Source organism: Azospirillum aestuarii (genome assembly GCF_016632405.1).
In the GTDB taxonomy this organism is placed as follows: Bacteria; Pseudomonadota; Alphaproteobacteria; order Azospirillales; family Azospirillaceae; genus Azospirillum; species Azospirillum aestuarii.
Genome location: NZ_JAEPIV010000003.1, coordinates 106,867 through 131,701 on the forward strand (window position 1 = coordinate 106,867; position 24,835 = coordinate 131,701).

Sequence of the window (24,835 nt, forward strand, 5' to 3'; positions counted from 1 at the left end):
ATGTATGGCTGCGATGACACAATACAACGGAAACGGCCCAGCCGGCGGTCGCCGCCGCCGGGCCGGCCCCGCTGTCAGTGCGTGGTCGCGCCGGTCGCGTCGAGCTTGGCGCGGGCGACGGCGATCTTCGCCTCCACGCGGGCCTTCTCGTCGTCGGACTTGGCGTCTTCCAGATCCTCGCCCAGGTCGCGGATCTGCTGCTCGACCTTGCCGCGGTCGATCTCGGAGACCGCGATGGCCTCCTCGGCCAGGACGGTGCAGCGGGTCTCGGTCACCTCGGCGAAGCCGCCGGCGACGAACACCCGGTCGACCACGCGGTCGGCCTCGTAGACGTCGATCACGCCCGGACGGACGGTCGAAATCATCGGCGAGTGGCCGGCGAGGACGCCGAAGTCACCTTCCGAACCCGGCACCACGACCATGTCGACGGGCTGCGAGGTCAGCAGCTTCTCCGGGGAGACCAGCTCGAATTCGACTTTATCGGCCATGGGTTTCCTGGTGCCTCTTCATAAGAACCCCCTCCCCCGCGCGGGCGGAGGAGAGGGTTAGCCTCGTTACCGAACCTCAGCCGACCCTTATCAGGCGGCTTCGGCGGCCAGCTTCTTCGCCTTGGCGATGGCTTCGTCGATGGTGCCGACCATGTAGAAGGCCGCTTCCGGCAGGTGGTCGTAGTCGCCGTTCACGATGCCCTTGAAGCCCTTGATGGTGTCTTCCAGGCTGACGAGCACGCCCGGGGTGCCGGTGAACACCTCGGCGACGTGGAACGGCTGCGACAGGAAGCGCTGGATCTTGCGGGCGCGGGCCACGACCAGCTTGTCCTCTTCCGACAGCTCGTCCATGCCCAGGATCGCGATGATGTCCTGCAGCGACTTGTAGGTCTGCAGCACCTTCTGGACCGAACGGGCGACCGCGTAGTGCTCTTCACCGACGACGCGCGGGTCCAGGATGCGGCTGGTCGAGTCCAGCGGGTCCACCGCCGGGAAGATCGCCATTTCGGCGATCGAACGCGACAGCACCGTGGTGGCGTCCAGGTGGGCGAAGGAAGTGGCCGGGGCCGGGTCGGTCAGATCGTCGGCGGGCACGTAAATGGCCTGCACCGAGGTGATCGAACCCTTCTTCGTGGAGGTGATGCGCTCCTGCAGGGCGCCCATGTCGGTGGCCAGCGTCGGCTGGTAACCCACCGCCGACGGGATGCGGCCGAGAAGCGCCGACACCTCGGAGCCCGCCTGCGTGAAGCGGAAGATGTTGTCCACGAAGAACAGCACGTCCTGGCCTTCCTCGTCGCGGAAATACTCCGCGAGGGTCAGACCGGACAGGGCGACGCGGGCGCGGGCGCCCGGCGGCTCGTTCATCTGGCCGTACACCAGGGCCACCTTGGAGCCCGGGCCGTCGAGCTTGATGACGCCCGACTCGATCATCTCGTGGTAGAGGTCGTTGCCCTCACGGGTGCGCTCGCCCACGCCCGCGAACACGGACACGCCGCCGTGCGCCTTCGCGACGTTGTTGATCAGCTCCATGATGGTCACGGTCTTGCCCACGCCGGCGCCGCCGAACAGGCCGATCTTGCCGCCCTTGGCGTAGGGAGCCAGCAGGTCGATGACCTTGATGCCGGTGATCAGCACTTCGGCGTCCGTCGACTGCTCGACGAAGTCCGGGGCCGAACGGTGGATCGGCAGGGTGCGCTCGGCGCCGACGTCGCCGCGCTCGTCGATCGGCTCGCCGATCACGTTGATGATGCGGCCGAGGGTGGCCGGGCCGACCGGCACGGCGATCGGGGCGCCGGTGTCCGTCACCGCGGCGCCGCGGACCAGGCCGTCGGTGCTGTCCATGGCGATGGCGCGGACGGTGCTCTCGCCGAGGTGCTGCGCAACCTCGAGCACGAGGGTCTTGCCGTCGTTCTGGGTGTGCAGCGCGTTCAGAATGGCCGGCAGCTCGCCGTCGAACTGGACGTCGACAACGGCGCCCGTGACCTGCGTGATCTTGCCGGCGGCGTTCGTCGCCTGGGTGGTGGTGGCCATGGAGTAAAGCTCCCTCGGAACTCGATAATTGTCGGATGTGCCGTCGTATCGACCGCGAACGCTGCGCCGTTAAACCGCCTCGGCGCCGGAGATGATCTCGATCAGCTCCTTGGTGATGTAGGCCTGGCGCGTGCGGTTGTAGGTGATCGTCAGCTTGTTGATCATGTCGCCGGCGTTGCGCGTCGCGTTGTCCATCGCGGTCATGCGGGCGCCCTGCTCGGACGCGGCGCTTTCCAGGAGGGCGCGGTAGACCTGGATCGACAGGTTGCGCGGCAGCAGCTCGGCGAGGATCTGCTCCTCGTCGGGCTCGAACTCGTAGATCGCCTTCGCTTCGGCGCCCGCGGCCTCCTCGTCCGCCTGCGCCTCGACGGCGAAGGGAACGAGCTGCTGGACGGTCACGATCTGGGAGATCGCCGACTTGAACTTGTTGAAGATCACCGAGCAGACGTCGAACTCGCCCGCGTCGTACATCGCCAGAACCTTCTGAGCGACGACGTCGGCGTCGGCGAAGGACAGCTTGCGGCGACCCACATCCTCGTAGGTCTCGACGATCAGCGAGCCGTACTCGCGGCGCAGCTGGTCGCGGGCCTTGCGGCCGACGGTGAGCAGCTTGACCGTCTTGCCTTCCGACTGGAGGCGCTGGATCTGGCGGCGGGACTCACGGACGATGGCGCCGTTGAAGGCGCCGCACAGGCCGCGGTCGGAGCTGATGATGACGAGGAGATGCACCTGATCGGAACCGGTGCCGCTCATCAGCTTCGGGCCGTTGCCCGAGTCCTGCACGTTGGCCGCGAGAGAGGCCAGCATGCGGCCCATGCGCTCGGCGTAGGGACGACCGGCTTCCGCCTGCTCCTGCGCACGGCGGAGCTTGGAGGCGGCGACCATCTTCATCGCCGAGGTGATCTTCCGCGTCGATTGGACGCTGGCGATCCGGTTCTTAAGGTCCTTGAGGTTAGGCATGCCGGCCCTTCATTCCGCTCGGGGTCGTTCGGGTTGACGGACGGGGCGCAGAGACTGCGCCCCCGCCGTCGATCAGACGAACACCTTGGAGAAGTTGTCGAGGAAGGCCTTCAGGCGCTCCTCGGTCGCAGAGGTGATCTGCTTCTCGTTGCGGATCGTCGCCAGGATGTCGGCCCCCTTGGAGCGGACCTCGGCGAGGAACTTCTGCTCGAAGCGGTTGACGTCCTCGACCTTGATCTTGTCGAGGTAGCCCTTCACGCCCGAGAAGATCGAGACGACCTGCTCTTCGACCGGCAGCGGCTGGAACTGCGGCTGCTTCAGCAGCTCGGTCAGACGGGCGCCGCGGGCCAGCAGGCGCTGGGTGGCAGCGTCGAGGTCCGAGGCGAACTGCGCGAAGGCGGCCATCTCGCGGTACTGGGCCAGCTCCATCTTGATGGTGCCCGCGACCTGCTTCATCGCCTTGATCTGGGCGGCGGAGCCGACGCGCGACACCGACAGGCCGACGTTGATGGCCGGACGGATGCCCTTGTAGAACAGGCCCGTCTCCAGGAAGATCTGGCCGTCGGTGATCGAGATCACGTTCGTCGGGATGTAGGCCGACACGTCGCCGGCCTGCGTCTCGATGACCGGCAGGGCGGTCAGCGAGCCGTTGCCGTGGGCGTCGCCCATCTTGGCGGCGCGCTCGAGCAGGCGGCTGTGGAGATAGAACACGTCGCCCGGGTAGGCTTCGCGGCCCGGCGGACGGCGGAGCAGCAGCGACATCTGACGGTAGGCGACGGCCTGCTTGGACAGGTCATCGTACACGATCAGGGCGTGCATGCCGTTGTCGCGGAAGTACTCGCCCATCGTGCAGCCGGTGTAGGGCGCCAGGAACTGCAGCGGGGCCGGCTCCGACGCGGTGGCCGCGACGACGATGGAGTATTCCAAGGCGCCGGCGTCTTCCAGGGTCTTGACGATCTGGGCGACGGTGGAGCGCTTCTGACCGACGGCGACGTAGATGCAGTAGAGCTTCTTGCTCTCGTCGTCGCCCTGGTTGATCGGCTTCTGGTTCAGGAAGGTGTCGATGACGACGGCGGTCTTGCCGGTCTGGCGGTCACCGATGATCAGCTCGCGCTGGCCGCGGCCGATCGGAACCAGGCTGTCGACGGCCTTCAGGCCGGTCTGCATCGGCTCGTGCACCGACTTGCGCGGGATGATGCCGGGGGCCTTGACCTCGACGCGGGTGCGGGTGACGTCCACCAGCGGGCCCTTGCCGTCGATCGGGTTGCCCAGGCCGTCCACGACGCGGCCCAGAAGCCCCTTGCCGACCGGCACGTCCACGATGGTGCCCGTGCGCTTGACGGTGTCGCCTTCCTTGATCTCGCTGTCGGTGCCGAAGATCACGACGCCGACGTTGTCGGTCTCGAGGTTCAGCGCCATGCCCTTGATGCCACCGGGGAACTCGACCATCTCGCCGGCGCGCACGTTGTCCAGGCCGTGCACGCGGGCGACGCCGTCACCCACGGAGAGGACCTGGCCGACCTCGGCGACGTCCGCCTCGGTCCCGAAATTCGCGATCTGCTGCTTGAGGATCGCAGAGATTTCTGCGGCGCGGATATCCATCAGACTGATCCCCCTGAGGCCTTCATGGCGAGTTGCAATTTGTTCAGCTTCGTGCGCACCGAGGTGTCGACCATGCGCGAGCCGAACTTAACGATCATGCCCCCGATCAGCGCGGGATCGACCGAGGTGTTGACCAACACCTTGGAGCCGATCGACGCCTTCAGCGTGTCGGTCACCGCGGCCAGCTGAGCGTCGCTCAGCGGCTGGGCGGAGGTGACCTGTGCGGTCACTTCGCCGCGGCGGCGGGCCAGTTCGGCGAGATAGCCTTCGATCATGCCTTCCAGCGCGAACAGGCGGCGGTTCTTGGCCGCCAGCCCGATGAAGCGCTTGGTCAGATCGGACACTTCGGCGCGGTCCAGAACCGCGGCCATCGCCCGGCCTTGGTCGGCGCGGCTGATCACGGGACTGCGGACGAGGCGGCGAAGGTCGGCGCTCTCAGCCAGGATTTGCTTCAGCGCAACCAGATCGCTCGCGACCTGATCCAACGCTTTGTTCTCGTCCGCAAGCTCGAACAGCGCGATGGAGTAGCGCGTAGCGAGTTCGGAAACGCCTGTACCTTCGATTGCCACCTGATCCCTCGAATTGAGTTCGGTAGACGGTGAATTTTCAGGGCCTTAAATAGGGCAAAACCCACATCGCGGCGGCCCAGCCCGCGAAAGCGAGCGGTCCAATATCACAGGATTAGGCCCTGCGCAACGGGGTCTGGACAATTTGCACGCGGCTTGCGTGCGGCGTTTTGCGCCCCTGCGGCGTGGGGTCCGCTCTTGGCGGTGGCGGCTGGAAATGGGCATACCACTTCACAACCGCAACGGATCACCTCGGCGTCCACTGGCCCCACGCTCGTCAGGGGCCATGTTTCCGGGTCCCGTTTCGCGATGGTCCAGGGACCAGACTGTGACCTAACGCCCTGCTTAACACCCGTTTAACCATTCGCGCGCACGGTCGCCCCACAGCCCGTCTGACAGGACAAACCCAGGCCAATCATGACCGTCGTCGCCTTTTCCTGCGCCCGCTTCACGCCCGCCGACCTCAACGAATTCGAGGCGGTGGCCGAGCCGAAGCTGCGCCTTGGCCATTGGGCCGGGGTCATCCGCGAAACGGGCCGGGAGCATGACCGGCTCCTCGTTCTCCTGCCCGGCGTGGACCGTCCCGTCTTCCGGTTCGAGCGCGACGGGCGCGGGCGCTACAGCCTGTCCTTCAACGACCGCTCCGGCTGGTACGGCATCGGATCGGGAGGCAGCGCCGCCGAATGCCTGTCGATCTGGCGTCCCCGCCCGCGGACCGACCGCTCCGTCTCGGTGCTCTGAGCGCCTTTTTCACCCCTCGGGAAAGTCCGAGTCGGCGGTCCGCCGACCGGTCGGCCCATCCTTCAGCGATACACGCCGACCGACAGCAGATAGGGCTCGCCGCCCAGGACGATGCGGCGCACGATCATCGTCTTCGGCGCGATCTGGCCGGACAGCGGGTCCGTCCATTTGTAGCTGACGGCGCCCGAGTCCCGCTCCGCCACGATGTCCAGCGCCTCCCGGATGAAGGGCTTGCCGTCGACGTCCTTCAGGTCCTTGAGGTTCGCGCCATTCAGCGACGGCGTCCAGCCATGGGCCACCATCACGCCGTCGCGGTCGATCAGCATCGGGTAGAGATCGCGGTCGATCAGCGCGCCGTCGCGCTGGGCGAAGGCGTCCGGCGCGCCCTCCGCGCCATGCTCGCGCAGGTAGCCGCTGGTCTTGTCGAGCAGCGCCTTGGCGTCCGATTCCGTCCCGCGCGTCTGGGCGGGCACGCCCGCGGCCAGCGCGATGATTGCCAGCAGGGCGAGAACCGGAAGAACCGTCAGCAAGGTGTGGAGGTGGAAACGACCGCGCAGCCTGGACATGAGATCGCTCGGCGAAAGATGACTTCCATACTCTGGTAATACCATGACCCGCCGGCCGCAACGGACCAAACGTCACAGGTGCCTTGCGGAGCGCGCAGGGACAATCGGTCGCAGCCCCCCTTTACAGGAGTCCGACGTTTCTTAGCGGGAGCCGCGCCATTACAGGAAGCTGTAGGGGTCCACGTCCACTTGCACGCGCACGTTGGGGGGAATCACCACCTGCTCCAACCAATGGGCGATCAGGGGTTGCACCTGAACGGTGCGCGGCGCCTTCAGCAGCAGACGCCGCCGATGGCGCCCCCGGAGCAGGGCGAGCGGCGCCGGGGCCGGGCCGAGCACGGCGACGGTGTCGCTGCGCGGCGCGGCGCGGCCCAGCGCGATGGACAGCTTCTCCACCGCCGCCGCGTCCTCGCCCGACACGATCAGCGCGGCCAGCCGTCCGAAGGGCGGCATCCCGGCCTCCAGCCGCATCTCCGCCTCCAGCTGGTAGAAGCCGTCGCGGTCCCCGGCGGCCAGCGCCTGCATCACCGGATGTTCAGGCATGTAGGTCTGCAGCATGACCCGCCCCGGCCGCTCGCCGCGCCCGGCGCGCCCGGCCACCTGATGGAGGAGCTGGTAGGTCCGCTCCCCCGCCCGCAAATCGCCGCCGGCCAGCCCGAGATCGGCGTCGACCACCCCGACCAGGGTCAGCATGGGGAAATGGTGGCCCTTCGCCATCACCTGGGTGCCGATCAGGATGTCCAGCTCATGGTCGGCGATGCGGCGGACCATCTCCTGGATGGCGCGGGGGCCGAACAGCGTGTCGGACGCCATGATGGCGGCGCGGGCGTCGGGGAACAGCTCCGCCACCTCCTCGGCGATGCGCTCCACGCCGGGACCGCAGGCGGCCAGCGTCCCTTCCTCGCCGCATTCCGGGCAGGTCGGGGAGAGAGGCTGGGAGAGGCCGCAATGGTGGCACTGGAGCTTGCGGGCCAGCCGGTGTTCGACCAGCCACGCCGTGCAGTTGGGACATTGCAGCCGGTGCCCGCAGGCACGGCACAGGGTCAGCGGGGCGTAGCCGCGGCGGTTGAGGAACAGCATCACCTGCTCCTTCTCCGCCAGCGTCTGCTCGATGGCCTTCTTCAGCGACGGGGCCAGCCAGTGGCGGGCCGGCGGCCGGTCCTTGCGCAGGTCCACCAGCTCGACGTCGGGCAGCACGGCGCCGCCGTGACGGCCCGGCAGCTCGATGCGGGCGTAGCGGTTGCTGTCGGCGTTGACCTTGGTCTCCAGCGACGGCGTGGCGGAGACCAGCACCGTGGGGATACCGCCGAGATGCGCCCGTGCGACGGCCATGTCGCGGGCGTGGTAGATCGACCCCTCCTCCTGCTTGTAGGCGGAGTCGTGCTCCTCGTCGATGATGATGACGCCGAGGTTCTTGTAGGGCAGGAACAGGGCGGACCGGGCGCCGACCACCACCGGAACCTCGCCGTTGGCCACCGCCCTCCAGGTGTCGCGGCGCTGCGCCCCGGTCAGTTCGGAATGCCATTCCGCCGGCGGCGCGCCGAAGCGGCGGGCGAAGCGTTCCAGCCACTGCGCCGACAGGGCGATTTCCGGCAGCAGAACCAGCGCCTGCTTGCCCACCTTCAGGGCGGCGGCGATCGCCTCGTAATAGACTTCCGTCTTGCCGGAGCCGGTCACCCCATCGAGCAGCACGGTGGAATAGACGCCGGACTCGACGCGGGCGCGCAAGTCCGCCGCCGCGGCCTCCTGGTCGGCGGACAGGGTGGGGCCGGGGCGGTGGCAGTCGGGCCGCCCGAGCTTGGTCGGCTGCAGCAGCACCGGCTCCAGCAGCCCGGCCTCCGCCAGCCCGCGCACCACGGTGACGCCGCAGCCGGCCTCCTCGGCCAGCTCCGCCGGGGTGCGTGGCGGACCGTCGTCCAGCAGGGCCAGGACGCGCCGCCGCGGGTCGGTCATCTTGAAGCCGGGGGGCGGCTCGGCGTCGGGCTTGCGCAGATAGGCGAGCATGGCCTTCGCCGGCTCCAGCGCCGACGGCACGCTGATCGCCATGCGCAGCACATGGCCCGGCGGCGTCATGGTGTAGGCGGCGACCCACTCCACGAACTTGCGCTCGACCTCCGGCATCGGCGGCACGTCGAAGCGGCGGACCACCGGCTTCAGCCGGGCGGCCTCCACGACTCCGGCGCCGTCGCCCCACACCACTCCCAGCACGCGGCGCGGCCCCAGCGGAACCTCCACATAATCGCCGGGGACGAGGGTCATCCCGGCGGGCACGCGGTAATCGTAGGCCTCGCGCAGCGGCAGAGGCAGCAGCACGCGGACGCGCGGGTCCGCGTCCACCGGCACCGTGCCCGGCAGAAGGGCCTGCGCAGAATGTCCGGAAGCGGCCCCGGATTTGGCCCCGGATCTGGCGGAATTTTCACGCATCGGCTACAGTGCCCCCTGGCCGCGACGCCGGGCAGCGAATCCCGGACAACAGGGCGCGCTCTTCCTCAGCAAGTATGGATTCCTGGTCATGAAGTTCTTCGTTGACACCGCCGACATCGCCGAGATCCGCGATCTGGCCGACACCGGCCTGCTGGACGGTGTTACCACCAACCCCTCCCTCGTCGCCAAGTCCGGTCGCAGCTTCCTCGACCTCGTGGCCGAAATTTGTGACGTGGTGAGCGGCCCGGTCAGCGCCGAGGTGGCCTCCACCGACTTCGAGACCATGCTGGCGGAAGGAAAGAAGCTTGCCAAGATCGCCGACAACGTCGCGGTCAAGGTTCCGCTGACCCAGGCCGGTCTGAAGACGTGCAAGGCGCTGTCCTCCGAGGGGACGATGGTCAACGTCACGCTGTGCTTCTCCCCGGCGCAGGCGATCCTGGCCGCCAAGGCCGGCGCCAGCTTCGTGTCGCCCTTCGTCGGCCGCCTGGACGACATCGGGCAGGACGGCATGGGCCTGATCGCCGACATCGTGGAGATTTACAGCAACTACGATTACTTCAAGACCGAGGTGCTGGTCGCCTCGATCCGCAACCCGATCCACATCGTCGACTCCGCCCGCCTGGGCGCCCACGTCGTCACCGCCCCGCCGTCGGTGCTGAAGCAGCTCTTCAACCACCCGCTGACCGACAAGGGTCTGGCCCAGTTCGTGGCCGACTGGCAGAAGACCGGCCAGTCCATCCTCTGAGGACAGCAAGCATGGGCCGGGAGCCGGGACACACCCCCCACCGGAAGGATGCGCCGACCGCCGAGGAGGTGCACGCCTACCTGCGGGACCATCCCGATTTCCTGGTCCATCACGGTGATCTGGTCCACCATCTGACACCGCCGTCGCCGGACCGCGGGCGCGGGGTGGTGGACCTGCAGGCCTACATGGTCGAGCGGCTGCGCGGCGAGGTCCGCCTGCTGAAGGACCAGCAGCGCGAGCTGATCGGCACCTCGCGCGCCAACATGAACAGCCAGAACCGCATCCACGCGGCGGTGCTGTTCCTCCTCGACGCCCAGAGCTTCGAGCAGCTCATCCAGACCATCACCACCGATCTGGCGGTTCTGCTCGACCTGGACGTCGCCTGCCTGATCGTCGAGTCGAACGGCCAGGACACACCGCATGTCCAGACCTCCGGCGTGCGGGTGGTCGAGCCGGGAACCGTCGACCGCTGGCTGGGCAAGGCCGACGTGGCGCTGAACGCCGACATCCAGGGCGACCCGGAACTCTACGGCCCCGGCGCCGGGCTGGTGCGGTCGGAGGTCCTGATCCGCCTCCAGGTGTCCAGCGAGACGCCGGACGGCATGCTGGCCTTCGGCAGCCGCGAGCCGGACAGCTTCCACGGCGGCCAGGGCACGGAGCTGGTCGGCTTCCTCGCCCGCGTGGTCGAGCGGGTGATCCGCGGCTGGCTCGAACTGCCGGCCTGAACCCACGGAACGCATGACCGGAAAACAGAACCCCGTCCTCGGCTTCGCCGCCCAGCCCGACGTGCAGGATACGCTGATGCACTGGCGCCGCTGGATGGAGAGCGAGCGCAACGTCTCGCCCCACACGCTGACCGCCTACATCGGCGACGTCGCGACCTTTCTGGAGTTCATCACCGGCTATCAGGCCAAGCCGCCGTCGATGAACGACCTCGCCGCGCTGACCGTCACGGATTTCCGCTCCTGGCTGTCCCACCTCGCCATGAAGGGAATCGGCTCCAACAGCCGCTCGCGCGCCCTGTCGTCGGTGCGCAACCTCTTCCGCTGGATGGACCGCGACGGACGCCTGCACAACCCGGCGATCAACACCTTCTCCGGCCCGCGCATCAAGCGCCCGGCGCCGAAACCGCTGACCGTGCTGGACGCCGACCGCCTGCTGGAGGAATCGGAGAAGGAACCGGACGAGCCGTGGATCGGCAAGCGCGACCGCGCGCTGTTCACGCTGCTCTACGGCTGCGGCCTGCGCATCTCGGAGGCGCTGAACCTGACGCGCCGGAACGCGCCGCTGGGCGAGACGCTGCGCGTCACCGGCAAAGGCAACAAGGAACGGATCGTCCCGGTGCTGCCGGCGGTGAACGAGGCGGTGCGGGCCTACATGGACGCCTGTCCCTACCGCCAGGGGCCGGACGCGCCGCTGTTCGTCGGGGTGCGCGGCGGGCAGCTCGCCCCGGCCATCGCGCAGCGGCAGATGCGCGACCTGCGCCGCATGATGGGCTTGCCGGAAACCGCGACGCCACACGCGCTGCGGCACAGCTTCGCCACGCATCTGCTGGCGGACGGCGGCGATTTGCGGGCGATCCAGGATCTGCTGGGCCACGCCTCGCTGTCCACGACGCAGCGCTACACGGACGTGGAGAGCGAGCAGCTGATGCAGGTGTACCGCTCGGCGCACCCGCGGGCGAAGAAGACGCCGTAGGGTCGCAGGGTGGGAGGTGCTCGCCCCCTCCCCGGCCAGAGCGACCGCACTTGAAGTCCCCTCTCCCCTCTGGGGAGAGGGTTAGGGTGAGGGGGGCGCGCTTTTGCCGAACCGCCGTCACGCGCAACCCCCTCACCGGCCCTCCGGGCCACCCTCTCCCCAGAGGGGAGAGGGTTATGAGAGAGACGCGCCTTAGATGTGCAGAGCGCGGCCGTCCACGGCGAGGGCGGCTTCCTTGGTCACTTCCGACAGGGTCGGGTGGGCGTGGCAGGTGCGGGCGATGTCCTCGGCGGACGCGCTGAACTCCATCGCCACGGCCAGCTCGGCCACCATCTCCGACACGTTCGGGCCGACCATGTGGACGCCCAGCACCTTGTCGGTGCGCGCGTCGGCCAGGATCTTCACGAAGCCGTCGGTCGTGCCGCTGGCGCGGGCGCGGCCGTTGGCGGTGAAGGGGAACTTGCCCGTCTTGTAGGCGACGCCGGCGGCCTTCAGCTCCTCCTCGGTCTTGCCGACCGCGGCCACTTCCGGCCAGGTGTAGACAACGCCGGGGACGAGGTCGTGGTTGACGTGGCCCGCCTGACCGGCCAGCAGCTCGGCGAGCGCGACGCCCTCCTCCTCGGCCTTGTGGGCCAGCATCGGGCCTTCGACCACGTCGCCGATGGCATAGATGCCCGGCACATTGGTCTCGAAATGCGCGCCGATCTTCACGCGGCCTCGGTTGTCCATCTCCACGCCCACGGCGTCGAGGCCCAGGCCGTTGGTGAAGGCGCGGCGGCCGATGGCGACCAGCACCACGTCGGCCTCGATCTCCTCGGCGGTGCCACCGGCGGCGGGCTCGACCGACAGGGTGACGCCGGTGTTGGTGACCTTGGCGCCGGTGACCTTGGCGCCGAGCTTGAAGGTCATGCCCTGCTTGCCCAGGATGCGCTGCATCTGCTTGGACACTTCGCCGTCCATGGTCGGCAGGATGCGGTCGAGGAACTCCACGACCGTGACCTGCGCGCCGAGGCGGCCCCAGACCGAGCCCAGCTCAAGACCGATCACGCCGCCGCCGATGACGACGAGGCGCTTCGGCACCTCCGGCAGCTCCAGGGCGCCGGTGGAGGAGACGATCTTCCGCTCGTCGATCTCGATGCCCGGCAGCGGTGTGACTTCCGAGCCGGTGGCGATGACGATGGCCTTGGACGCCGTGATGGTGCCGATGCCCTCGACCTCGACGGTGTTCGGGGCGGTGATGCGGCCGGCACCCTTCAGCCAGGCGATCTTGTTCTTCTTGAACAGGAACTCGATGCCGCCGGTGTTCTCTTTGACGACCTTGTCCTTGTGGGACAGCATGCCCGGCAGGTCCAGCTCGACGCCGCCGACCTTGATGCCGAACTTGGCGAGGCCGTGCTTGGCCTCCTCGTACTTCTCCGACGCGGCGAGCAGCGCCTTGGACGGGATGCAGCCGACGTTCAGGCAGGTGCCGCCCAGCGCGCTGCGCTTCTCGACGCAGGCGACCTTGAAACCGAGCTGCGCCGCACGGATCGCGCAGACATACCCGCCGGGACCGCCGCCGACCACGACGACGTCGAAAGTGCTTTCAGCCATTGGGGCTTTCCTTCCGCCATTTTTGTGTTTGCCAAAAGCCGTCCCGTCCAGCGGGGAGGGCCGCGCGCCGATTTATGCCGCCGCTCACGCCAACTGGCAACGGGACAGTTCGTCCGGGGGGAGGGATGCCGGGTTGAAAGACCGGCATGGGACCAGCCGGAACCCATGCCGAAACGAGCGGGACCGGGGCCGACTCCCCGGTCCGGGCCGCATCACACCGAAACGGCGACGAGGAACAGCCTGGGGACGCCGCCCTGGGCGACATTCGCCAGGGTGCTGACCTGGTTGTTGGCCACGTCGTAGACATAAGCGGTGCGCCCGCCCGCCCAGAACCAGCCGAGCGTCGGGTTGAGCCCTCCGACATCGGCCTGCTGAAAGATCCCGAACGTCGCCAGCATGGAGATGTAGTTCAGGCCGGCGTTGCCGAGGCGCAGGGTTTGCTGCTTGAGAACGTCGGACTCGAAGCGCCCCCAGGCATCATTGATCGGATTGGCGTGCGACGGATTGATGCATTTCAGCTCGATGTAGGCGTCGTCCGCCATCCCGGCGTTGCGGTGCAGGAAGAAATCGGCGCGCGCGGCGGCGCGGCGGTTGCCCGTCACCCCCCAGGCCGGACCGACCGCCGTATAGGTCAGAAACGGGTTTCCGATGTTTGTGGAGGGGTAGGGCTGCTCCCGTTCGCAGGTCCAGTTGCCGAGAACGTTCAGAAACCCATGAGCGATTTCCAACTGGAGCCAGACCTCCCAGCCGCCGCGGATGTTGGCGTTCTGAGCGAAGACGTTGGCCCGTTGAAGATTGATGTTCCCGTTGTTGAACTCGGTCTGGATGGTGTTCAGGAGTTGCTGGCAACGCATGGCGATGTCCCTTGCTGACGACCGGGCGCCGGAGCCGCGCTCCGGGCTTCTGCAAAGGGACGGTTTCGCGGGGCTCCGCGTGACCGGAAATCCACAAGCCCCCCAACCGCCGATCCCCGGTCGCCCAGGGTCCCGGTCACTCCGTGAAGAAATCCAGCAGCGCCTGCGCCGTCTCCTCCGGCGCCTCCTCGGGGATGAAGTGGCCGGCGGGCATCACATGGCCCGCGATGGCCGGGGCGTAGCCGCGCCAGATGCCCAACGGATCGTCGTAAAGGCGCCCGACCGCGCTGTCGCGGCCCCACAGGAACAGGGCGGGGCAGTCGACCTTGCGGCCCGCCGCCCGGTCCTCGCGGTCGTGCTCCAGGTCGATGCTCGCCGCAGCGCGGTAGTCCTCGCACATGGCGTGGACGGTGGCGGGATCGCGGAAGGCGGCGCGGTAGGCCTCCATCGCCTCCGGCTCGAAGATGTCGGCGCTGCTGCCGATCGAGCCGAGCACCTGCCCCAGGTAGAAGTCCGGGTCCGACCCGATCAGCCGCTCCGCCAAACGGTTCGGCTGGATCAGGAAGAACCAATGGTAGTAGGCGGTCGCCATGCGCTGGTCGATGCGGGCGAAGACCTCCAGCGTCGGCACCACGTCGAGGAAGGCCGCGCGATCCACCCGGTCGGGATGATCGAGGACGAGCCGGTGGGCCACCCGCGCGCCGCGGTCGTGCCCGGCCAGCCTGAAGCGGTCGAAGCCCAGCGCGGCCATCACCGCCACCTGATCGCGCGCGTTGGTGCGTTTGCAGTAGGTCTCGTGCGCGGAATCGCCCGGCGGCTTCGACGATTGGCCGTACCCCCGCAGGTCGGTCAGCACCACGGTGAAGCGCTCGGCCAGCCGCGGCGCGACCCGGTTCCACAGGGCGTGACACTGCGGAAAGCCATGAAGCAGAAGGAGCGGCGGCCCCTCGCCCCCGACCAGCGTGTGGATCTCGGCGCCGTCGGTGGCGATGCGGTGGCGGGTGAACCCTTCGAACATGCGCGCCCTCCCCCTATCCGTTTGAGTGTGGAGAACTGTCCTTCCGCATCGCGGGTCATCGGAAACCTTGGGGGGTTTCTCGCGTTTTTCAGCCGATTGTTTTCGACCTCAAGAGGAAAATGCCATGCGTAGCCTGAAGAAGCTCGTCCTTTTCGCCGCCTTGGGTGCCGCCCTGACCACCAGCCTCGCCGCCTGCAACACCGTCGAAGGCATGGGTCAGGACGTGCAGGCGGGCGGCCGCGCAGTGGAGCGCTCGTCGGACAGCGTCCAGAAGAAGATGTGATCGCGCGGCGCGGACGCCCCGGAGCTTCGGCTCCGGGGTTTCAGCGCCCCGGCGTCCGCATCCCAGGGCTCAGCGCTGCATGCGCTTGATGGTGTTGGTCGTGCTTTGGCCGTCCACGAGGTCGGCCAGCACGACCTTTCCGCCGTAGCTCTGCACGAACCCGGCGCCGATCACCGTGGCGACGGTGTAATCCGCCCCCTTCACCAGCACGTCGGGGCGCAGGGCGCGGATCAGCTCCTCCGGCGTGTCCTCGCCGAAGATCACCACCAGATCGACGCAGGCCAGCGAGGCGAGCACCGTCGCCCGCGCCGTCTCGGTCTGCACCGGGCGGGTCTCGCCCTTCAGCCGCTTCACCGAGGCGTCGCTGTTCAGCCCCACCACCAGCACGTCGCAGGCGGCCTTGGCCTGGTTCAGCAGCGCGATGTGGCCGGGGTGCAGCAGATCGAAGCAGCCGTTGGTGAAGCCCACCCGCCTGCCGCGGGCGCGCCAGCGCGCCGCGCGCTCCACGGCCTGCTCCAGCGTGTCGACCTTCTCCTCGCCGCTGCGCCATTCCTGCTCGTGCAGGGCGGACAGCAGCTCCGGCGCGCGGACCACCGCGGTGCCGACCTTCCCCACCACGATCCCGGCGGCCAGATTGGCGAGCCGCGCCGCGTCGGTCAGCTCCACCCCCACCGACAGGGCGGAGGTCAGCGTCGCCACCACCGTGTCGCCGGCGCCGGACACGTCGAAGACCTCGCGGGCGTTGGCCGGCAGATGGGTGGCTGCGTCCCGGGTCACCACGGACATGCCGCGCTCGCTGCGCGTGGCGACCACCGCGTCGATTCCGCAGGTCTCCAGCAGGAAGCGGCAGGCGGCCTCGACCTCCGAGTCGCTGTCGGCGGGCATCCCGGTCGCCTGCATCAGCTCCTTGCGGTTGGGGGTGATCACGCTGGCCCCGCGGTAGCGCCCGAAATCGTCGCCCTTGGGATCGACCACCACCGGCAGCCCGGCTTCCCGCGCCGCCTGGATGAGCTGCGCGACCAGCCCGTCGGTCAGCACGCCCTTGCCATAGTCGGACAGGATCACCGCGCCCACCGTCAGCAGGCCGGTGCGGGCGGCGACCATCACCTCCTCCTCCGATCCGATGGCGGCGATGGTTTCGGCGTCGGCGCGCAGCAGCTGCTGGCGCCCGCCGATGAAGCGCGTCTTGACGGTGGTCTGGCGCCCCGGCTCGGCGACCAGCCCGCCGCCGTCGCCCGTCTCCCTGGCCACCAGGCGGACCAGCTCCAGCCCCGCCGCGTCCTCGCCCACCACCGACACGAAGCGGCAGCCGGCGCCCAGCGCCATGACGTTGGCGGCCACGTTGCCGGCGCCGCCGAGCATGGCCGTCTCGCGCTCGATCCGCAGCACGGGGATCGGCGCTTCGGGGGACACGCGGTCGACCGACCCGTAGATGAATCGGTCGAGCATGACGTCGCCGACGCACAGCACGCTGGCGCGGGACAGGGAGTCGATGTGACGGGCAAGGTCGCTCATGCCGGTTCTACTACCAACCTTGCGCGCGGGGCGCCAGAGGAGAGCGCTCGAATCCCCTCCCCCGGTGCGGGAGAGGGATAATAAGGTCCGGCAACTGGTCTGCGGCGGCATCCTGCCCTATCCTCCGGCATCCCTTTCCCCGGACCCTGCTCCCGGACGCCGCCCATGCCCCTGCCCTCCGTGACGCGCAGCCTGTCGGCCAAGCTGCTGGTGCTGACCGTGCTGTTCGTCCTGCTGGCCGAGGTGCTGATCTACACGCCGTCCATCGCGCGCTACCGCCTGACCTATCTGGAGGAGCGGCTGGCCGCCGCGCATCTCGCCGCCCTGTCGGTGGAGGCCACGCCGGACATGATGGTGGCGATGGAGCTTCAAAACGAGTTGCTGGCCCATGTCGGCGCCCACGCGGTGGAGCTGATCCGGCCCGACAGCCGCGTCTACATGCTGTCCCGCTCCATGCCGCCGACGGTGGACGCCGTCTTCGACCTGCGCGCCGCCATGGCGCCGCGGCTGACCGCCGACGCCTTCATGGCGCTGGCCCAGCGGCGGGACCGGGTGATCCGGGTGATCGGGCCGTCGCCCAAGGACCCCGCCTTCCAGGTCGAGATGGTGATCGACGAGCGGCCGATGATCCGGGCGATGGTCGATTTCTCGGGCCGCATCCTGGCGCTGTCGGTGGCGATCTCGCTGATCGCGGCGGTGCTGGTCTTCGTCTCGCTGACCCGGTTGCTGGTGCGGCCGATGCGCCGCCTGACCGAGGGGCTGGTCGCCATCCGCCGCGACCCCGACGGCACCCCGCCCTTCCAGCCCAGCGCCCGCACCGACGAGATCGGCGTGGCCGAGCGCGAGCTGGCCGACATGCAGGCCACCATCCGCAGCGCGCTGCGCCAGCGCGAGCGGCTGGCCGCGCTGGGCACCGCGGTCGCCAAGATCAACCACGATCTGCGCGCCATCCTGTCCACCGCCGCCCTGCTGTCGGAACGGCTGGCCGAGAGCGCCGATCCGGAGGTGCGGAGGGTCACGCCGCGGCTGATGGCCTCCATCGACCGGGCGGTGGAGCTGTGCGGCCAGACCATGACCTACACCCGCGACGGCCTGCTGCCGCTGGCCCGCACCGAGGTGCCGCTGCGCCCGCTGGTCGAGGAGGCCGGGGCCGAGGCGCTGGCCGCCCTGCGCCCGGACGGTGAGCGGGCGGAGGTCCGCTGGGACAACCGCGTGCCGGATGGGCTGACCGTCCGCGCCGACGCCGCCCAACTGTCCCGCGCGCTGGTCAATCTGGGACGCAACGCGGCGCAGGCGGGGGCCGCGGCGGTGACGGTGACGCTGCGGGAGCGGGAGGGCGGCGGGCTGGTCCTCCTGGTCGCCGACGACGGACCGGGCCTGCCGCCGCGGGCGCGCGACAACCTGTTCCAGCCCTTCGCCGGCTCCGCGCGGGCGGGCGGCGTCGGGCTGGGCCTCGCCATCGCGCGGGAGGTGCTGCGCGCCCATGGCGGCGACCTGCGGCTGGCGGAGAGCACCGCGGCGGGCACCGTCTTCGCGTTGGAACTTCCCGCAGGACTCGTCGTGGAGGGTGCCGGCCGGGTGGGCGAATTGCCCACATCGGATTCGCCCATCCCGGATTGATTTCCGGCGCCCGCTCCACCAGAATTCGCGGCACGGTCAACCCGTCGGCATCCCGCCGGGCGGACGCCCCGCGCGGGACCGGCAGCGAAGGAAGGGAACGGGACTTTGGAAGGCACGGGCAAGTGGATCACCGGGGGTGTCCTGGGCTTCATGGCGTTCATCGGCCTGCTGGCGGCGTCGCGCGCGTCGGACGAGGCGTTCTATTATGGCGGCTGGCTGCTGGCCATCGGCTGCATCGCGACCATCTTCATGATGGTGACGAAGCACTACAACCACATGGACGAGCAGATCGCCCGCCAGCGCGAGCAGGACTGACCGCGACACCCCTTCAACCGGTGGAGGCCGGGCATGCCGTGGGACCCCGAACAATACGCACGGTTCGAGTCCTGGCGCCGCCGCCCGGCCCACGACCTCGTGGCGGCCCTGCCCTCCCTGACCCCGCGGACGGTGGTCGATCTCGGCTGCGGGACCGGGCAGCTCGCCCGCCTGCTGGCTGAGCGCTGGCCGGAGGCCGAGGTGCTGGGGGTGGACAATTCCCCCGCCATGCTGGAGCGCGCGCGGACCACGCCGTCCCGCGTGCGCTGGCTCCAGGCCGATCTGGGCGTCTGGCGTCCTGATCGGCCGGTCGATCTGCTGATCTCCAACGCCGCCCTGCAATGGCTGGACGGGCACGAGCGGCTGTTCCCCGACCTGCTGCGGGCGCTGGCTCCCGGCGGGGTGCTGGCCGTGCAGATGCCCCGCAACTTCGACGCGCCCTCGCACCGCCTGTTGTACGAGACGGCGGCGGACGGTCCCTGGGCCGAGCGGCTGGCGCCGGTGCTGCGCACCGCCCCGGTGCACGCGCCCGAGACTTATTACGGCTGGCTCGCCCCGCTCAGCCGGCGTCTGGACCTCTGGGAGACGGAGTATCTCCAGGTTCTGGAGGGCGACGATCCGGTGCTGGAATGGACGCGCGGCACGACGCTGCTGCCGGTCCTGGACACGCTGACGGGCGCGGAGCTGGACGACTTTCTAGCGGCCTACCGCGCCCGGCTGAACACCGCCTATCCCCGGTGCCCCAATGGCCGCACGCTGTTTCCCTTCAAGCGGCTGTTCCTCGTGGCGCGGGTCTAGGCGGGCGGTTTCAGGGCATTACGACGCCGGCCCATTTGACGCTGGCTTGGGTTGCTTGGCGGCGGTGAGGATGTTCGCCACGCCCACCGCGTTCATCCCGGCGCGGCTGCCAATGGCCGACAGCGACTCGCCGGGCTGCGCCTCGATGTTGGCGGCCTTGAGCGCCTGGATGGCCTTGTCGGGGTCCAGCCCGAAGACCGGCGCCACCGTCGCCAGCGGGGCGTTCGCCACCGCCCGCATCATCGCGCCGGGTCCGCCGGTGGAGGCCGGGGTCCCGGTCATCGCCGTGAAGACCAGCGAGCCGGCGACGCTGACCACGAAGGCCGACAGGGCCACATTGCGCTTGAAGTATTGGAGGAAAGCGGCCCAGTTGCGCGCCAGATGCCACAGGCCGATGGCGGAGAAGCCGACGCTGAGCCATTCGTGCGAGAAGCGCACCAGATTGCCGTTCCAGTGCAGCAGCAGCATGATTCCCGTCACCGTCGAGACGACGAACAGGACGATGGTCACCGGCGTGACGATCTGCCGGGTGATGGTGGAGGATATGGAGGGCATGGAGGACGGCTCGCGGGTTGAACGGAATGCGGCCAAAGTGAGGCCGGATTGTAACCGCTTGATGTCCCGCGCCGCCGCCGAACGTAACAGACTGTAACGGCGCCGTCCCCGCTCACGCCTTCTCGATGTAGGCGAGCAGCGGTTCCCAGTCGGCGCGATGCTCGGCGGCGCGCTTGCCGGTCAGATCGAACAGGCTGAGGCCGGAGGCCGCGGCGTCGGCGTAGATCTGGCTGTCGCGCAGACGGGTCACCACGCTGTGCCCGACCCCGCCGAGGAACTGGTCCAGCCGGTCCGCCGCCTTGGTGCGGGCGCGCAGGCGGTTGCCGACCACCGCCACCGCTTTGCGGTTCCTGGCGATCGACTTCAGCTCCTCCAGCTTGCCGAGGAAGCGCTGCGTCGCCTGCTCGTCGAAGGCGCTGGGCAGGACCGGCAGCACGACGATGTCGGCCATCCGCACCAGATCCTCGATCTGCTTGGTCTTCAGCGCGGCCGGTGCGTCGATGACGAGGCGCTGGATGCCCTTCGGCGCGTCGGACAGGTCCTTGGCCCAGTCCAGACCCACCAGGGCGGCGGCCGTGGCCGGGCGGCGGGCCAGCCAGCCGAGCGAGGAGCGCTGGCGGTCCACGTCGGCCAGCGCCGTGCTGTGCCCGGCGGCGGCGCAGGCCGCGGCGAGGTGGGTGGCGATCGTGGTCTTGCCGCAACCGCCCTTGATGTTGGCGACGAGGATGGTCCGCATGGGCCGGAAGATTACCCCTCCCGGTCGGGCTTTGACCAGAAGGCTTTCGCGTCGGCGAACTCCTCCCACAGGCCGCGGAGCACCGTCTCGGACTCCGCCACGCCGCGGGCGTGCCAGCCGATGACGATGCCGGCGGCGCGCGGCTCGCCCGGCTCGGGGCGGCTGCCGTCGTCGTGCAGCTCGTGCAGCAGGCGGGTCGCCGTCGCCACGTCGTTCAGGTGGCCCAGCGCGTCCTGGAAGGCCGACAGGTCCTGGATGTAGCGGCGGGCCGGCTTGTCGTCGTAGAGGCTGCGGAAGAACTCCGCCGCGTAGCGCAGCTTCTTCAGCGCGATGCGCAGCTCGTGCCGCTCGGTCACCGACAGGCCGGCGAAGCCGTGGCCGGCGCGGCGGGCCTTCTTGGCGCGGCGCGACAGCAGATGGTCGGCCAGATCCTCCACCGGGTCGAACAGCCGGGCGGAATGCTCGCTGACCGGCTGGTCGCGCCAGCCCCGCGACTCGACCCAGGCGCCGAACTTCAGCAGGAAGGTGGTGTAGCGCTCCGACCGGATGGCCTCGCGCACCGCCTCGTAGGCGCGGTCGCGGCGGGCGCGCGCCGCCGCGGCGAGCGCGTCGATGTCCTCCTGGAGCGGCTTGCCGTGGCCGTCGGCGCGGTGGAAGGAATCCTTCACCGGCTCCAGCAGCTCGGCCAGGAAGACGTCCCAGTCGCGCGCCGGGCCGAGGCTGCCGCCCAGCCACTTCACCTCGCCGACCAGCCAGGCGTAGGACGCGGCGGGGATGAAATCCTTGAACAGGGCGAGCGCCGAGCGCAGGCGGCGCAACGCCACGCGCATCTGGTGGACGCCCTCCGCATCCTCGCCGATCAGGGTGACGGCCTCGTTCGCCAGCATGTGGCCGATGCAGGTGCGCAGGATGCGGGCCAGCGCGCCTTCCACCGTGGTGTCGCGGTCAAGCTCCAGCTTGCCCGCCTTGATGACCTTGTCCACCGTGCCGTCGGCGAGCGCGTAACCGCGCTCCGCCTTGGTGCGCGGGTCGAGCCGCAGCGGCGCGGCCTGGGCCAGCTCCAGCGCCAGATCGTAGAGGGCGGCGGCAGAACCTTCGAGAAGCTCCAGCTCCACCTCCGACACGGGGATGGAGGCGCCGTCGGGGCTGCGGATCTCGCCGCTGTCGAAGGCGACCTCGATGCGGCTGGCGGTTTCGCCCTCGCCCACCGTCACCACGCGCACGGTGCGCTGGATGACCGTGGTGAAGAGCGGCTGCAGCTCCGCCGCGCCGACCGAGCCCAGCAGGTCCAGCGCCTCCGGCGATTCGATGGCCGACAGGTCGGGGGCCGGTCCGGCGACCGGATGCTCCCACTCCGCCCGGCCAAGCTCACCGCGCTCCGGCGCGCCCTTGATGGTCTGGAGATGCTGGTTTCCGACCTTGCGCACGCGCAACGCCACCAGCCGCCCGGCCAGACGCCGGTCGGCGGTGTCGTAATAGGTGCTTTCCAGGGTCTTGGTGCCGGCTTTTCCCTTGGCGCGGGATGCGACCGCCGGGCAGGACCGGAGCTTCGCCATGTCTTCGGCCTTGACGGCCAGCTTCAGCTCGGTTTCCCGGTTGGACTCCGCTTCGACCACCATTCGTGCCCCGTCGTTTCCGGTGGGTCCCCGTTTTGCACAGGCCCCAGCCACGGTCAAGTTACAGAACCATGACGCTTTTGTTGCAGTCCCCGCAATCAGGGGTCCACCTTTTCCAGCACCAGGAGCTTGGACATGTAGGCGAGCGACGTCTCGCGCAAGCGCAGCCCGGCGGCGGCGAACAGGGCGGGCAGGTCATCGCGGGCGTAATGGGCGTAGAAGGGCTCGTGGAAGGACTGCGGGAAGCGGTCGATCAGCCCGTCCATCATCGGGTTGTCGCCGTACTGCACGCTGTCCATGAAGACCAGGATGCCGCCGGGCTTCAGCACGCGGGCCATCTCGGCGGCGGCCTGGGCACGGATCTTCGGCGGCAGTTCGTGGAACAGGTAGATGCAGGTCACGATGTCCTGCGAGCGGTCGGCCAGCGGGATCGCCTCGGCCGCCGCCTGGACCAGCGCGCTGCTGCGCGCCCAGGGGGCGAGGTTGCGCCGCGCCTCCCGCAGATAGGCCGGGGAGAGGTCGAGCGCGGTGACCGGCAGGCGCGGATGGTTGTCCTTCACGAAGGTCAGGAAGCGCCCCGTCCCGGCGGCCACGTCGAGCAGGCGGCAATCCGCGCCGCGGCGTGTTTTCAAGTATTCGAAGATCGGCACCAGGACTTGGCGGCGCATGGCGTCGGCGCCGCCGCCGAACAGCACCTCCACCTGATGGTCGTAGAGGCGGGCGCTCTCTTCCGTGAGGTAGCCGCCACTCTGGTAGTGGAAGTTCTGGCGGTAGTAGGCGGGCAGCCCCGCGCTGCCGGGCGGCGGATTGGCGCGCACCTCCACCGCCGCATGATCGCGGCGGCGGCGCGACACCTCGGGCACGTCGCGGAAGAAGGCGGCGGCCTCGGTCAGCAGCCGGCGCGGGTCGGGCAGCAGGTCGTGCGGCAGGCGGTACCAGCCCGCCTCGATGTTGGCGAGGTCGCGGGCCAGCAGCACGCGCAACTCCTCCAGAATCGCGCGGGTGTCTGGCACCGGACGCCCGCCGGGCGGGGGTGTTCGCGGCGGTCCGGTGATCCGCCGCCCGATCCGCGCGGCCATCATGTACTGGCCGAGGAACCAGGCGACGCGGGCGGACTGGCTGGCCGCATAAGCCAGCCGGGGGGCCAGCCGCGGGGCCGGCCAGGGAGCCGGCCGGGGAGCCGGATGGGCGGAGGACGGCGGGGTGATCCTGTTCATGGACATAGAGATGGGATCGCCGGCCCCGCCCGCCCAGAGCCCGGTCCTTTCGCCGCATGGGGCAACCGGTCGCCCACGCGGGCCGTTGCAAAGCGGCCGCCCCTGTGCTGGATTGCCCGGCAAAAGTTTCAACCCGTAGGGACAGCAGCCATGACCGAGTTCAACACCATCGACGACCTCGACGTGAACGGCAAGACGGTGCTGGTGCGTGCCGACCTGAACGTCCCGATGCAGGACGGCAAGGTCTCCGACACGACCCGCATCGACCGTCTGGCGCCGACTCTGACCGAGCTGGCGAAGAAGGGTGCGAAGGTCGTGGTGCTGTCGCACTTCGGCCGTCCGAAGAACGGTCCGGACGCCAAGAACTCGCTGCGCAACGTGCTGGAGGCGCTGAGCGCCGCCGTCGGCCAGACCGTCGCCTTCGGCGAGGATTGCGTCGGCGACAAGGCCAAGGCCGCCATCGACGGCGCGCAGCCGGGCGCCATCGTGCTGCTGGAGAACACCCGCTTCCACGCGGAAGAGGAAAAGAACGATCCGGCCTTCGCCAAGCAGATCGCCGAACTCGGCGACCTCTACGTCAACGACGCCTTCTCCGCCGCGCACCGCGCCCACGCCTCGACCGAAGGCGTCGCCCAGCATCTGCCGGCCGCCGCGGGCCGCCTGATGCAGGCCGAGCTTGAGGCGCTGACCAAGGCGCTGGAGAAGCCGGAGCGTCCGGTGGCCGCCGTCGTCGGCGGCGCCAAGATCTCCACCAAGCTGGACCTGCTCGGCAACCTCGTGAAGAAGGTCGACATGCTGGCGCTTGGCGGCGGCATGGCCAACACCTTCCTCTACGCCCAGGGCGTGGATGTCGGCGCCTCGCTCTGCGAGAAGGACATGGCCGATCAGGCCCGCGCCATCATGGAGACCGCCAAGGCCGCCAACTGCGAGCTGCTGCTGCCCAAGGACTTCATCGTCGCCAAGGAATTCAAGGCCGGTGCGGCCCACCGCGCCGTTCCGGCGGACGGCATCGGCGCCGACGAGATGGCGCTGGACGTCGGCCCCAAGACGGTCGAGTTTCTCGGCCTGAAGCTCCAGGGTGCGAAGACGGTGGTGTGGAACGGCCCGCTGGGCGCCTTCGAGATCCAGCCCTTCGACGCCGGCACCAACGCCGTCGCCGGCCTCGTCGCCGAGCGCACGTCGGAAGGCGGCCTGCTGTCGGTGGCCGGCGGCGGCGACACCGTGTCGGCGCTGGCCCATGCCGGCGTGGATGAGAAGTTCACCTACATCTCCGCCGCCGGCGGCGCCTTCCTGGAGTGGCTGGAAGGCAAGGACCTGCCGGGCGTCGCCGCGCTGAAGAAGAAGTAAGGGCTTGGGGGAATGGGTGGGTGGTCGGAACGGGCCCCCACCCTCCCC

Annotated in this window: 24 protein-coding genes; 9 read left to right on the forward strand and 15 right to left on the reverse strand. The window is 69.4% G+C overall.

Features of this window, described 5'->3' with window-relative positions; translation table 11 throughout:
- Positions 1–74: 74 nt before the first annotated feature.
- The 5 genes from JJL56_RS09835 to JJL56_RS09855 form a co-directional block, all read right to left on the reverse strand.
- On the reverse strand, positions 75–488 hold the full coding sequence (locus tag JJL56_RS09835) for a F0F1 ATP synthase subunit epsilon (RefSeq protein WP_200485043.1): 414 nt from the start codon (positions 486–488) through the stop codon (positions 75–77).
- Between the two features lie 90 nt (positions 489–578).
- Complete coding sequence (gene atpD / locus JJL56_RS09840) at positions 579–2,018, reverse strand: F0F1 ATP synthase subunit beta (RefSeq protein WP_145625099.1); 1,440 nt, start codon at positions 2,016–2,018, stop codon at positions 579–581.
- A 69-nt stretch (positions 2,019–2,087) separates the two neighbouring features.
- Positions 2,088–2,978: a F0F1 ATP synthase subunit gamma gene (locus JJL56_RS09845; RefSeq protein WP_145625101.1), complete on the reverse strand. Its 891-nt coding sequence runs from the start codon at positions 2,976–2,978 to the stop codon at positions 2,088–2,090.
- A 72-nt stretch (positions 2,979–3,050) separates the two neighbouring features.
- Positions 3,051–4,580 (reverse strand): F0F1 ATP synthase subunit alpha, encoded by a 1,530-nt coding sequence (gene atpA, locus JJL56_RS09850; RefSeq protein WP_035671446.1) that lies wholly within the window; start codon positions 4,578–4,580, stop codon positions 3,051–3,053.
- Positions 4,580–5,149, reverse strand: a complete 570-nt coding sequence (locus JJL56_RS09855; RefSeq protein WP_145625105.1) for a F0F1 ATP synthase subunit delta — start codon at positions 5,147–5,149, stop codon at positions 4,580–4,582. Before JJL56_RS09855 ends, atpA begins: the two co-directional genes overlap by 1 nt.
- A 414-nt stretch (positions 5,150–5,563) precedes the next feature.
- Here JJL56_RS09855 and JJL56_RS09860 point away from each other — a divergent pair, with 414 nt between their 5' ends.
- A complete protein-coding gene (locus JJL56_RS09860; RefSeq protein ID WP_145625108.1) occupies positions 5,564–5,887 on the forward strand; it encodes a hypothetical protein in 324 nt (107 codons plus the stop codon).
- 62 nt (positions 5,888–5,949) lie between these two features.
- Here JJL56_RS09860 and JJL56_RS09865 read toward each other — a convergent pair whose 3' ends face one another.
- Positions 5,950–6,453, reverse strand: a complete 504-nt coding sequence (locus JJL56_RS09865) for a cache domain-containing protein (RefSeq protein WP_247889390.1) — start codon at positions 6,451–6,453, stop codon at positions 5,950–5,952.
- 159 nt (positions 6,454–6,612) lie between these two features.
- Positions 6,613–8,877 (reverse strand): primosomal protein N', encoded by a 2,265-nt coding sequence (locus tag JJL56_RS09870; RefSeq protein WP_247890528.1) that lies wholly within the window; start codon positions 8,875–8,877, stop codon positions 6,613–6,615.
- 88 nt (positions 8,878–8,965) lie between these two features.
- Here JJL56_RS09870 and fsa point away from each other — a divergent pair, with 88 nt between their 5' ends.
- From fsa to JJL56_RS09885, 3 genes are read left to right on the forward strand one after another with little or no spacing between them, the layout of a single operon-like run.
- The gene (gene fsa / locus JJL56_RS09875; protein ID WP_145625114.1) at positions 8,966–9,622 is read left to right on the forward strand and encodes a fructose-6-phosphate aldolase; all 657 of its coding nucleotides are present in this window, start codon (positions 8,966–8,968) and stop codon (positions 9,620–9,622) included.
- Positions 9,623–9,633: 11 nt separating this feature from the next.
- On the forward strand, positions 9,634–10,347 hold the full coding sequence (locus JJL56_RS09880; RefSeq protein ID WP_145625116.1) for a DUF484 family protein: 714 nt from the start codon (positions 9,634–9,636) through the stop codon (positions 10,345–10,347).
- Positions 10,348–10,360: 13 nt separating this feature from the next.
- Entirely contained in the window at positions 10,361–11,320 is a 960-nt protein-coding gene (locus JJL56_RS09885; RefSeq protein ID WP_145625118.1) for a tyrosine recombinase XerC, read from the forward strand.
- 192 nt (positions 11,321–11,512) lie between these two features.
- Here JJL56_RS09885 and lpdA read toward each other — a convergent pair whose 3' ends face one another.
- The 3 genes from lpdA to JJL56_RS09900 form a co-directional block, all read right to left on the reverse strand.
- Positions 11,513–12,913 carry a dihydrolipoyl dehydrogenase gene (gene lpdA, locus JJL56_RS09890; RefSeq protein ID WP_145625120.1) on the reverse strand — a complete coding sequence of 467 codons (1,401 nt, stop codon included), beginning with the start codon at positions 12,911–12,913 and terminating at the stop codon, positions 11,513–11,515.
- A gap of 212 nt (positions 12,914–13,125) precedes the next feature.
- On the reverse strand, positions 13,126–13,767 hold the full coding sequence (locus tag JJL56_RS09895) for a hypothetical protein (protein WP_145625122.1): 642 nt from the start codon (positions 13,765–13,767) through the stop codon (positions 13,126–13,128).
- Between the two features lie 136 nt (positions 13,768–13,903).
- Positions 13,904–14,785 carry an alpha/beta fold hydrolase gene (locus tag JJL56_RS09900; RefSeq protein WP_200485045.1) on the reverse strand — a complete coding sequence of 294 codons (882 nt, stop codon included), beginning with the start codon at positions 14,783–14,785 and terminating at the stop codon, positions 13,904–13,906.
- Between the two features lie 124 nt (positions 14,786–14,909).
- Here JJL56_RS09900 and JJL56_RS09905 point away from each other — a divergent pair, with 124 nt between their 5' ends.
- Positions 14,910–15,068, forward strand: coding sequence for an entericidin A/B family lipoprotein (locus JJL56_RS09905; protein ID WP_038526216.1), 159 nt, complete (start codon positions 14,910–14,912; stop codon positions 15,066–15,068).
- 69 nt (positions 15,069–15,137) lie between these two features.
- Here JJL56_RS09905 and rfaE1 read toward each other — a convergent pair whose 3' ends face one another.
- Entirely contained in the window at positions 15,138–16,583 is a 1,446-nt protein-coding gene (rfaE1, locus tag JJL56_RS09910) for a D-glycero-beta-D-manno-heptose-7-phosphate kinase (protein ID WP_145625126.1), read from the reverse strand.
- 165 nt (positions 16,584–16,748) lie between these two features.
- Between rfaE1 and JJL56_RS09915 the strand changes: the two genes are divergently transcribed.
- The 3 genes from JJL56_RS09915 (at position 16,749) to JJL56_RS09925 (ending at position 19,316) form a co-directional block, all read left to right on the forward strand.
- Positions 16,749–18,203 carry a sensor histidine kinase gene (locus JJL56_RS09915; protein ID WP_200485046.1) on the forward strand — a complete coding sequence of 485 codons (1,455 nt, stop codon included), beginning with the start codon at positions 16,749–16,751 and terminating at the stop codon, positions 18,201–18,203.
- Positions 18,204–18,308: 105 nt separating this feature from the next.
- Entirely contained in the window at positions 18,309–18,518 is a 210-nt protein-coding gene (locus tag JJL56_RS09920) for a hypothetical protein (protein ID WP_186452886.1), read from the forward strand.
- A 33-nt stretch (positions 18,519–18,551) separates the two neighbouring features.
- Entirely contained in the window at positions 18,552–19,316 is a 765-nt protein-coding gene (locus JJL56_RS09925) for a methyltransferase domain-containing protein (protein ID WP_145625129.1), read from the forward strand.
- Positions 19,317–19,334: 18 nt separating this feature from the next.
- Here the strand turns inward: JJL56_RS09925 and JJL56_RS09930 are convergent, their stop codons facing one another.
- The 4 genes from JJL56_RS09930 to JJL56_RS09945 all read right to left on the reverse strand — a co-directional run bounded on the left by JJL56_RS09930 (position 19,335) and on the right by JJL56_RS09945 (position 23,446).
- Positions 19,335–19,871: a DUF4405 domain-containing protein gene (locus tag JJL56_RS09930; protein ID WP_145625131.1), complete on the reverse strand. Its 537-nt coding sequence runs from the start codon at positions 19,869–19,871 to the stop codon at positions 19,335–19,337.
- Positions 19,872–19,983: 112 nt separating this feature from the next.
- Positions 19,984–20,607 carry a ParA family protein gene (locus tag JJL56_RS09935; protein WP_145625133.1) on the reverse strand — a complete coding sequence of 208 codons (624 nt, stop codon included), beginning with the start codon at positions 20,605–20,607 and terminating at the stop codon, positions 19,984–19,986.
- A gap of 11 nt (positions 20,608–20,618) precedes the next feature.
- On the reverse strand, positions 20,619–22,226 hold the full coding sequence (locus JJL56_RS09940) for a CYTH and CHAD domain-containing protein (protein ID WP_145625135.1): 1,608 nt from the start codon (positions 22,224–22,226) through the stop codon (positions 20,619–20,621).
- Between the two features lie 95 nt (positions 22,227–22,321).
- Complete coding sequence (locus tag JJL56_RS09945) at positions 22,322–23,446, reverse strand: class I SAM-dependent methyltransferase (protein WP_247891005.1); 1,125 nt, start codon at positions 23,444–23,446, stop codon at positions 22,322–22,324.
- Positions 23,447–23,590: 144 nt separating this feature from the next.
- Here JJL56_RS09945 and JJL56_RS09950 point away from each other — a divergent pair, with 144 nt between their 5' ends.
- Positions 23,591–24,787 (forward strand): phosphoglycerate kinase, encoded by a 1,197-nt coding sequence (locus JJL56_RS09950; RefSeq protein ID WP_200485047.1) that lies wholly within the window; start codon positions 23,591–23,593, stop codon positions 24,785–24,787.
- Positions 24,788–24,835: the final 48 nt, after the last annotated feature.

Bases quoted from the DNA above. Each gene is read 5' to 3' on its own strand.
- JJL56_RS09835 (WP_200485043.1), bottom strand. From the start codon at position 488: ATGGCCGATAAAGTCGAATTCGAGCTGGTCTCCCCGGAGAAGCTGCTG.
- atpD (WP_145625099.1), bottom strand. From the start codon at position 2,018: ATGGCCACCACCACCCAGGCGACGAACGCCGCCGGCAAGATCACGCAG.
- JJL56_RS09845 (WP_145625101.1), bottom strand. From the start codon at position 2,978: ATGCCTAACCTCAAGGACCTTAAGAACCGGATCGCCAGCGTCCAATCG.
- atpA (WP_035671446.1), bottom strand. From the start codon at position 4,580: ATGGATATCCGCGCCGCAGAAATCTCTGCGATCCTCAAGCAGCAGATC.
- JJL56_RS09860 (WP_145625108.1), top strand. From the start codon at position 5,564: ATGACCGTCGTCGCCTTTTCCTGCGCCCGCTTCACGCCCGCCGACCTC.
- JJL56_RS09865 (WP_247889390.1), bottom strand. From the start codon at position 6,453: ATGTCCAGGCTGCGCGGTCGTTTCCACCTCCACACCTTGCTGACGGTT.
- JJL56_RS09870 (WP_247890528.1), bottom strand. From the start codon at position 8,877: ATGCGTGAAAATTCCGCCAGATCCGGGGCCAAATCCGGGGCCGCTTCC.
- fsa (WP_145625114.1), top strand. From the start codon at position 8,966: ATGAAGTTCTTCGTTGACACCGCCGACATCGCCGAGATCCGCGATCTG.
- JJL56_RS09880 (WP_145625116.1), top strand. From the start codon at position 9,634: ATGGGCCGGGAGCCGGGACACACCCCCCACCGGAAGGATGCGCCGACC.
- JJL56_RS09885 (WP_145625118.1), top strand. From the start codon at position 10,361: ATGACCGGAAAACAGAACCCCGTCCTCGGCTTCGCCGCCCAGCCCGAC.
- lpdA (WP_145625120.1), bottom strand. From the start codon at position 12,913: ATGGCTGAAAGCACTTTCGACGTCGTCGTGGTCGGCGGCGGTCCCGGC.
- JJL56_RS09895 (WP_145625122.1), bottom strand. From the start codon at position 13,767: ATGCGTTGCCAGCAACTCCTGAACACCATCCAGACCGAGTTCAACAAC.
- JJL56_RS09900 (WP_200485045.1), bottom strand. From the start codon at position 14,785: ATGTTCGAAGGGTTCACCCGCCACCGCATCGCCACCGACGGCGCCGAG.
- JJL56_RS09905 (WP_038526216.1), top strand. From the start codon at position 14,910: ATGCGTAGCCTGAAGAAGCTCGTCCTTTTCGCCGCCTTGGGTGCCGCC.
- rfaE1 (WP_145625126.1), bottom strand. From the start codon at position 16,583: ATGAGCGACCTTGCCCGTCACATCGACTCCCTGTCCCGCGCCAGCGTG.
- JJL56_RS09915 (WP_200485046.1), top strand. From the start codon at position 16,749: ATGCCCCTGCCCTCCGTGACGCGCAGCCTGTCGGCCAAGCTGCTGGTG.
- JJL56_RS09925 (WP_145625129.1), top strand. From the start codon at position 18,552: ATGCCGTGGGACCCCGAACAATACGCACGGTTCGAGTCCTGGCGCCGC.
- JJL56_RS09930 (WP_145625131.1), bottom strand. From the start codon at position 19,871: ATGCCCTCCATATCCTCCACCATCACCCGGCAGATCGTCACGCCGGTG.
- JJL56_RS09935 (WP_145625133.1), bottom strand. From the start codon at position 20,607: ATGCGGACCATCCTCGTCGCCAACATCAAGGGCGGTTGCGGCAAGACC.
- JJL56_RS09940 (WP_145625135.1), bottom strand. From the start codon at position 22,226: ATGGTGGTCGAAGCGGAGTCCAACCGGGAAACCGAGCTGAAGCTGGCC.
- JJL56_RS09945 (WP_247891005.1), bottom strand. From the start codon at position 23,446: ATGTCCATGAACAGGATCACCCCGCCGTCCTCCGCCCATCCGGCTCCC.
- JJL56_RS09950 (WP_200485047.1), top strand. From the start codon at position 23,591: ATGACCGAGTTCAACACCATCGACGACCTCGACGTGAACGGCAAGACG.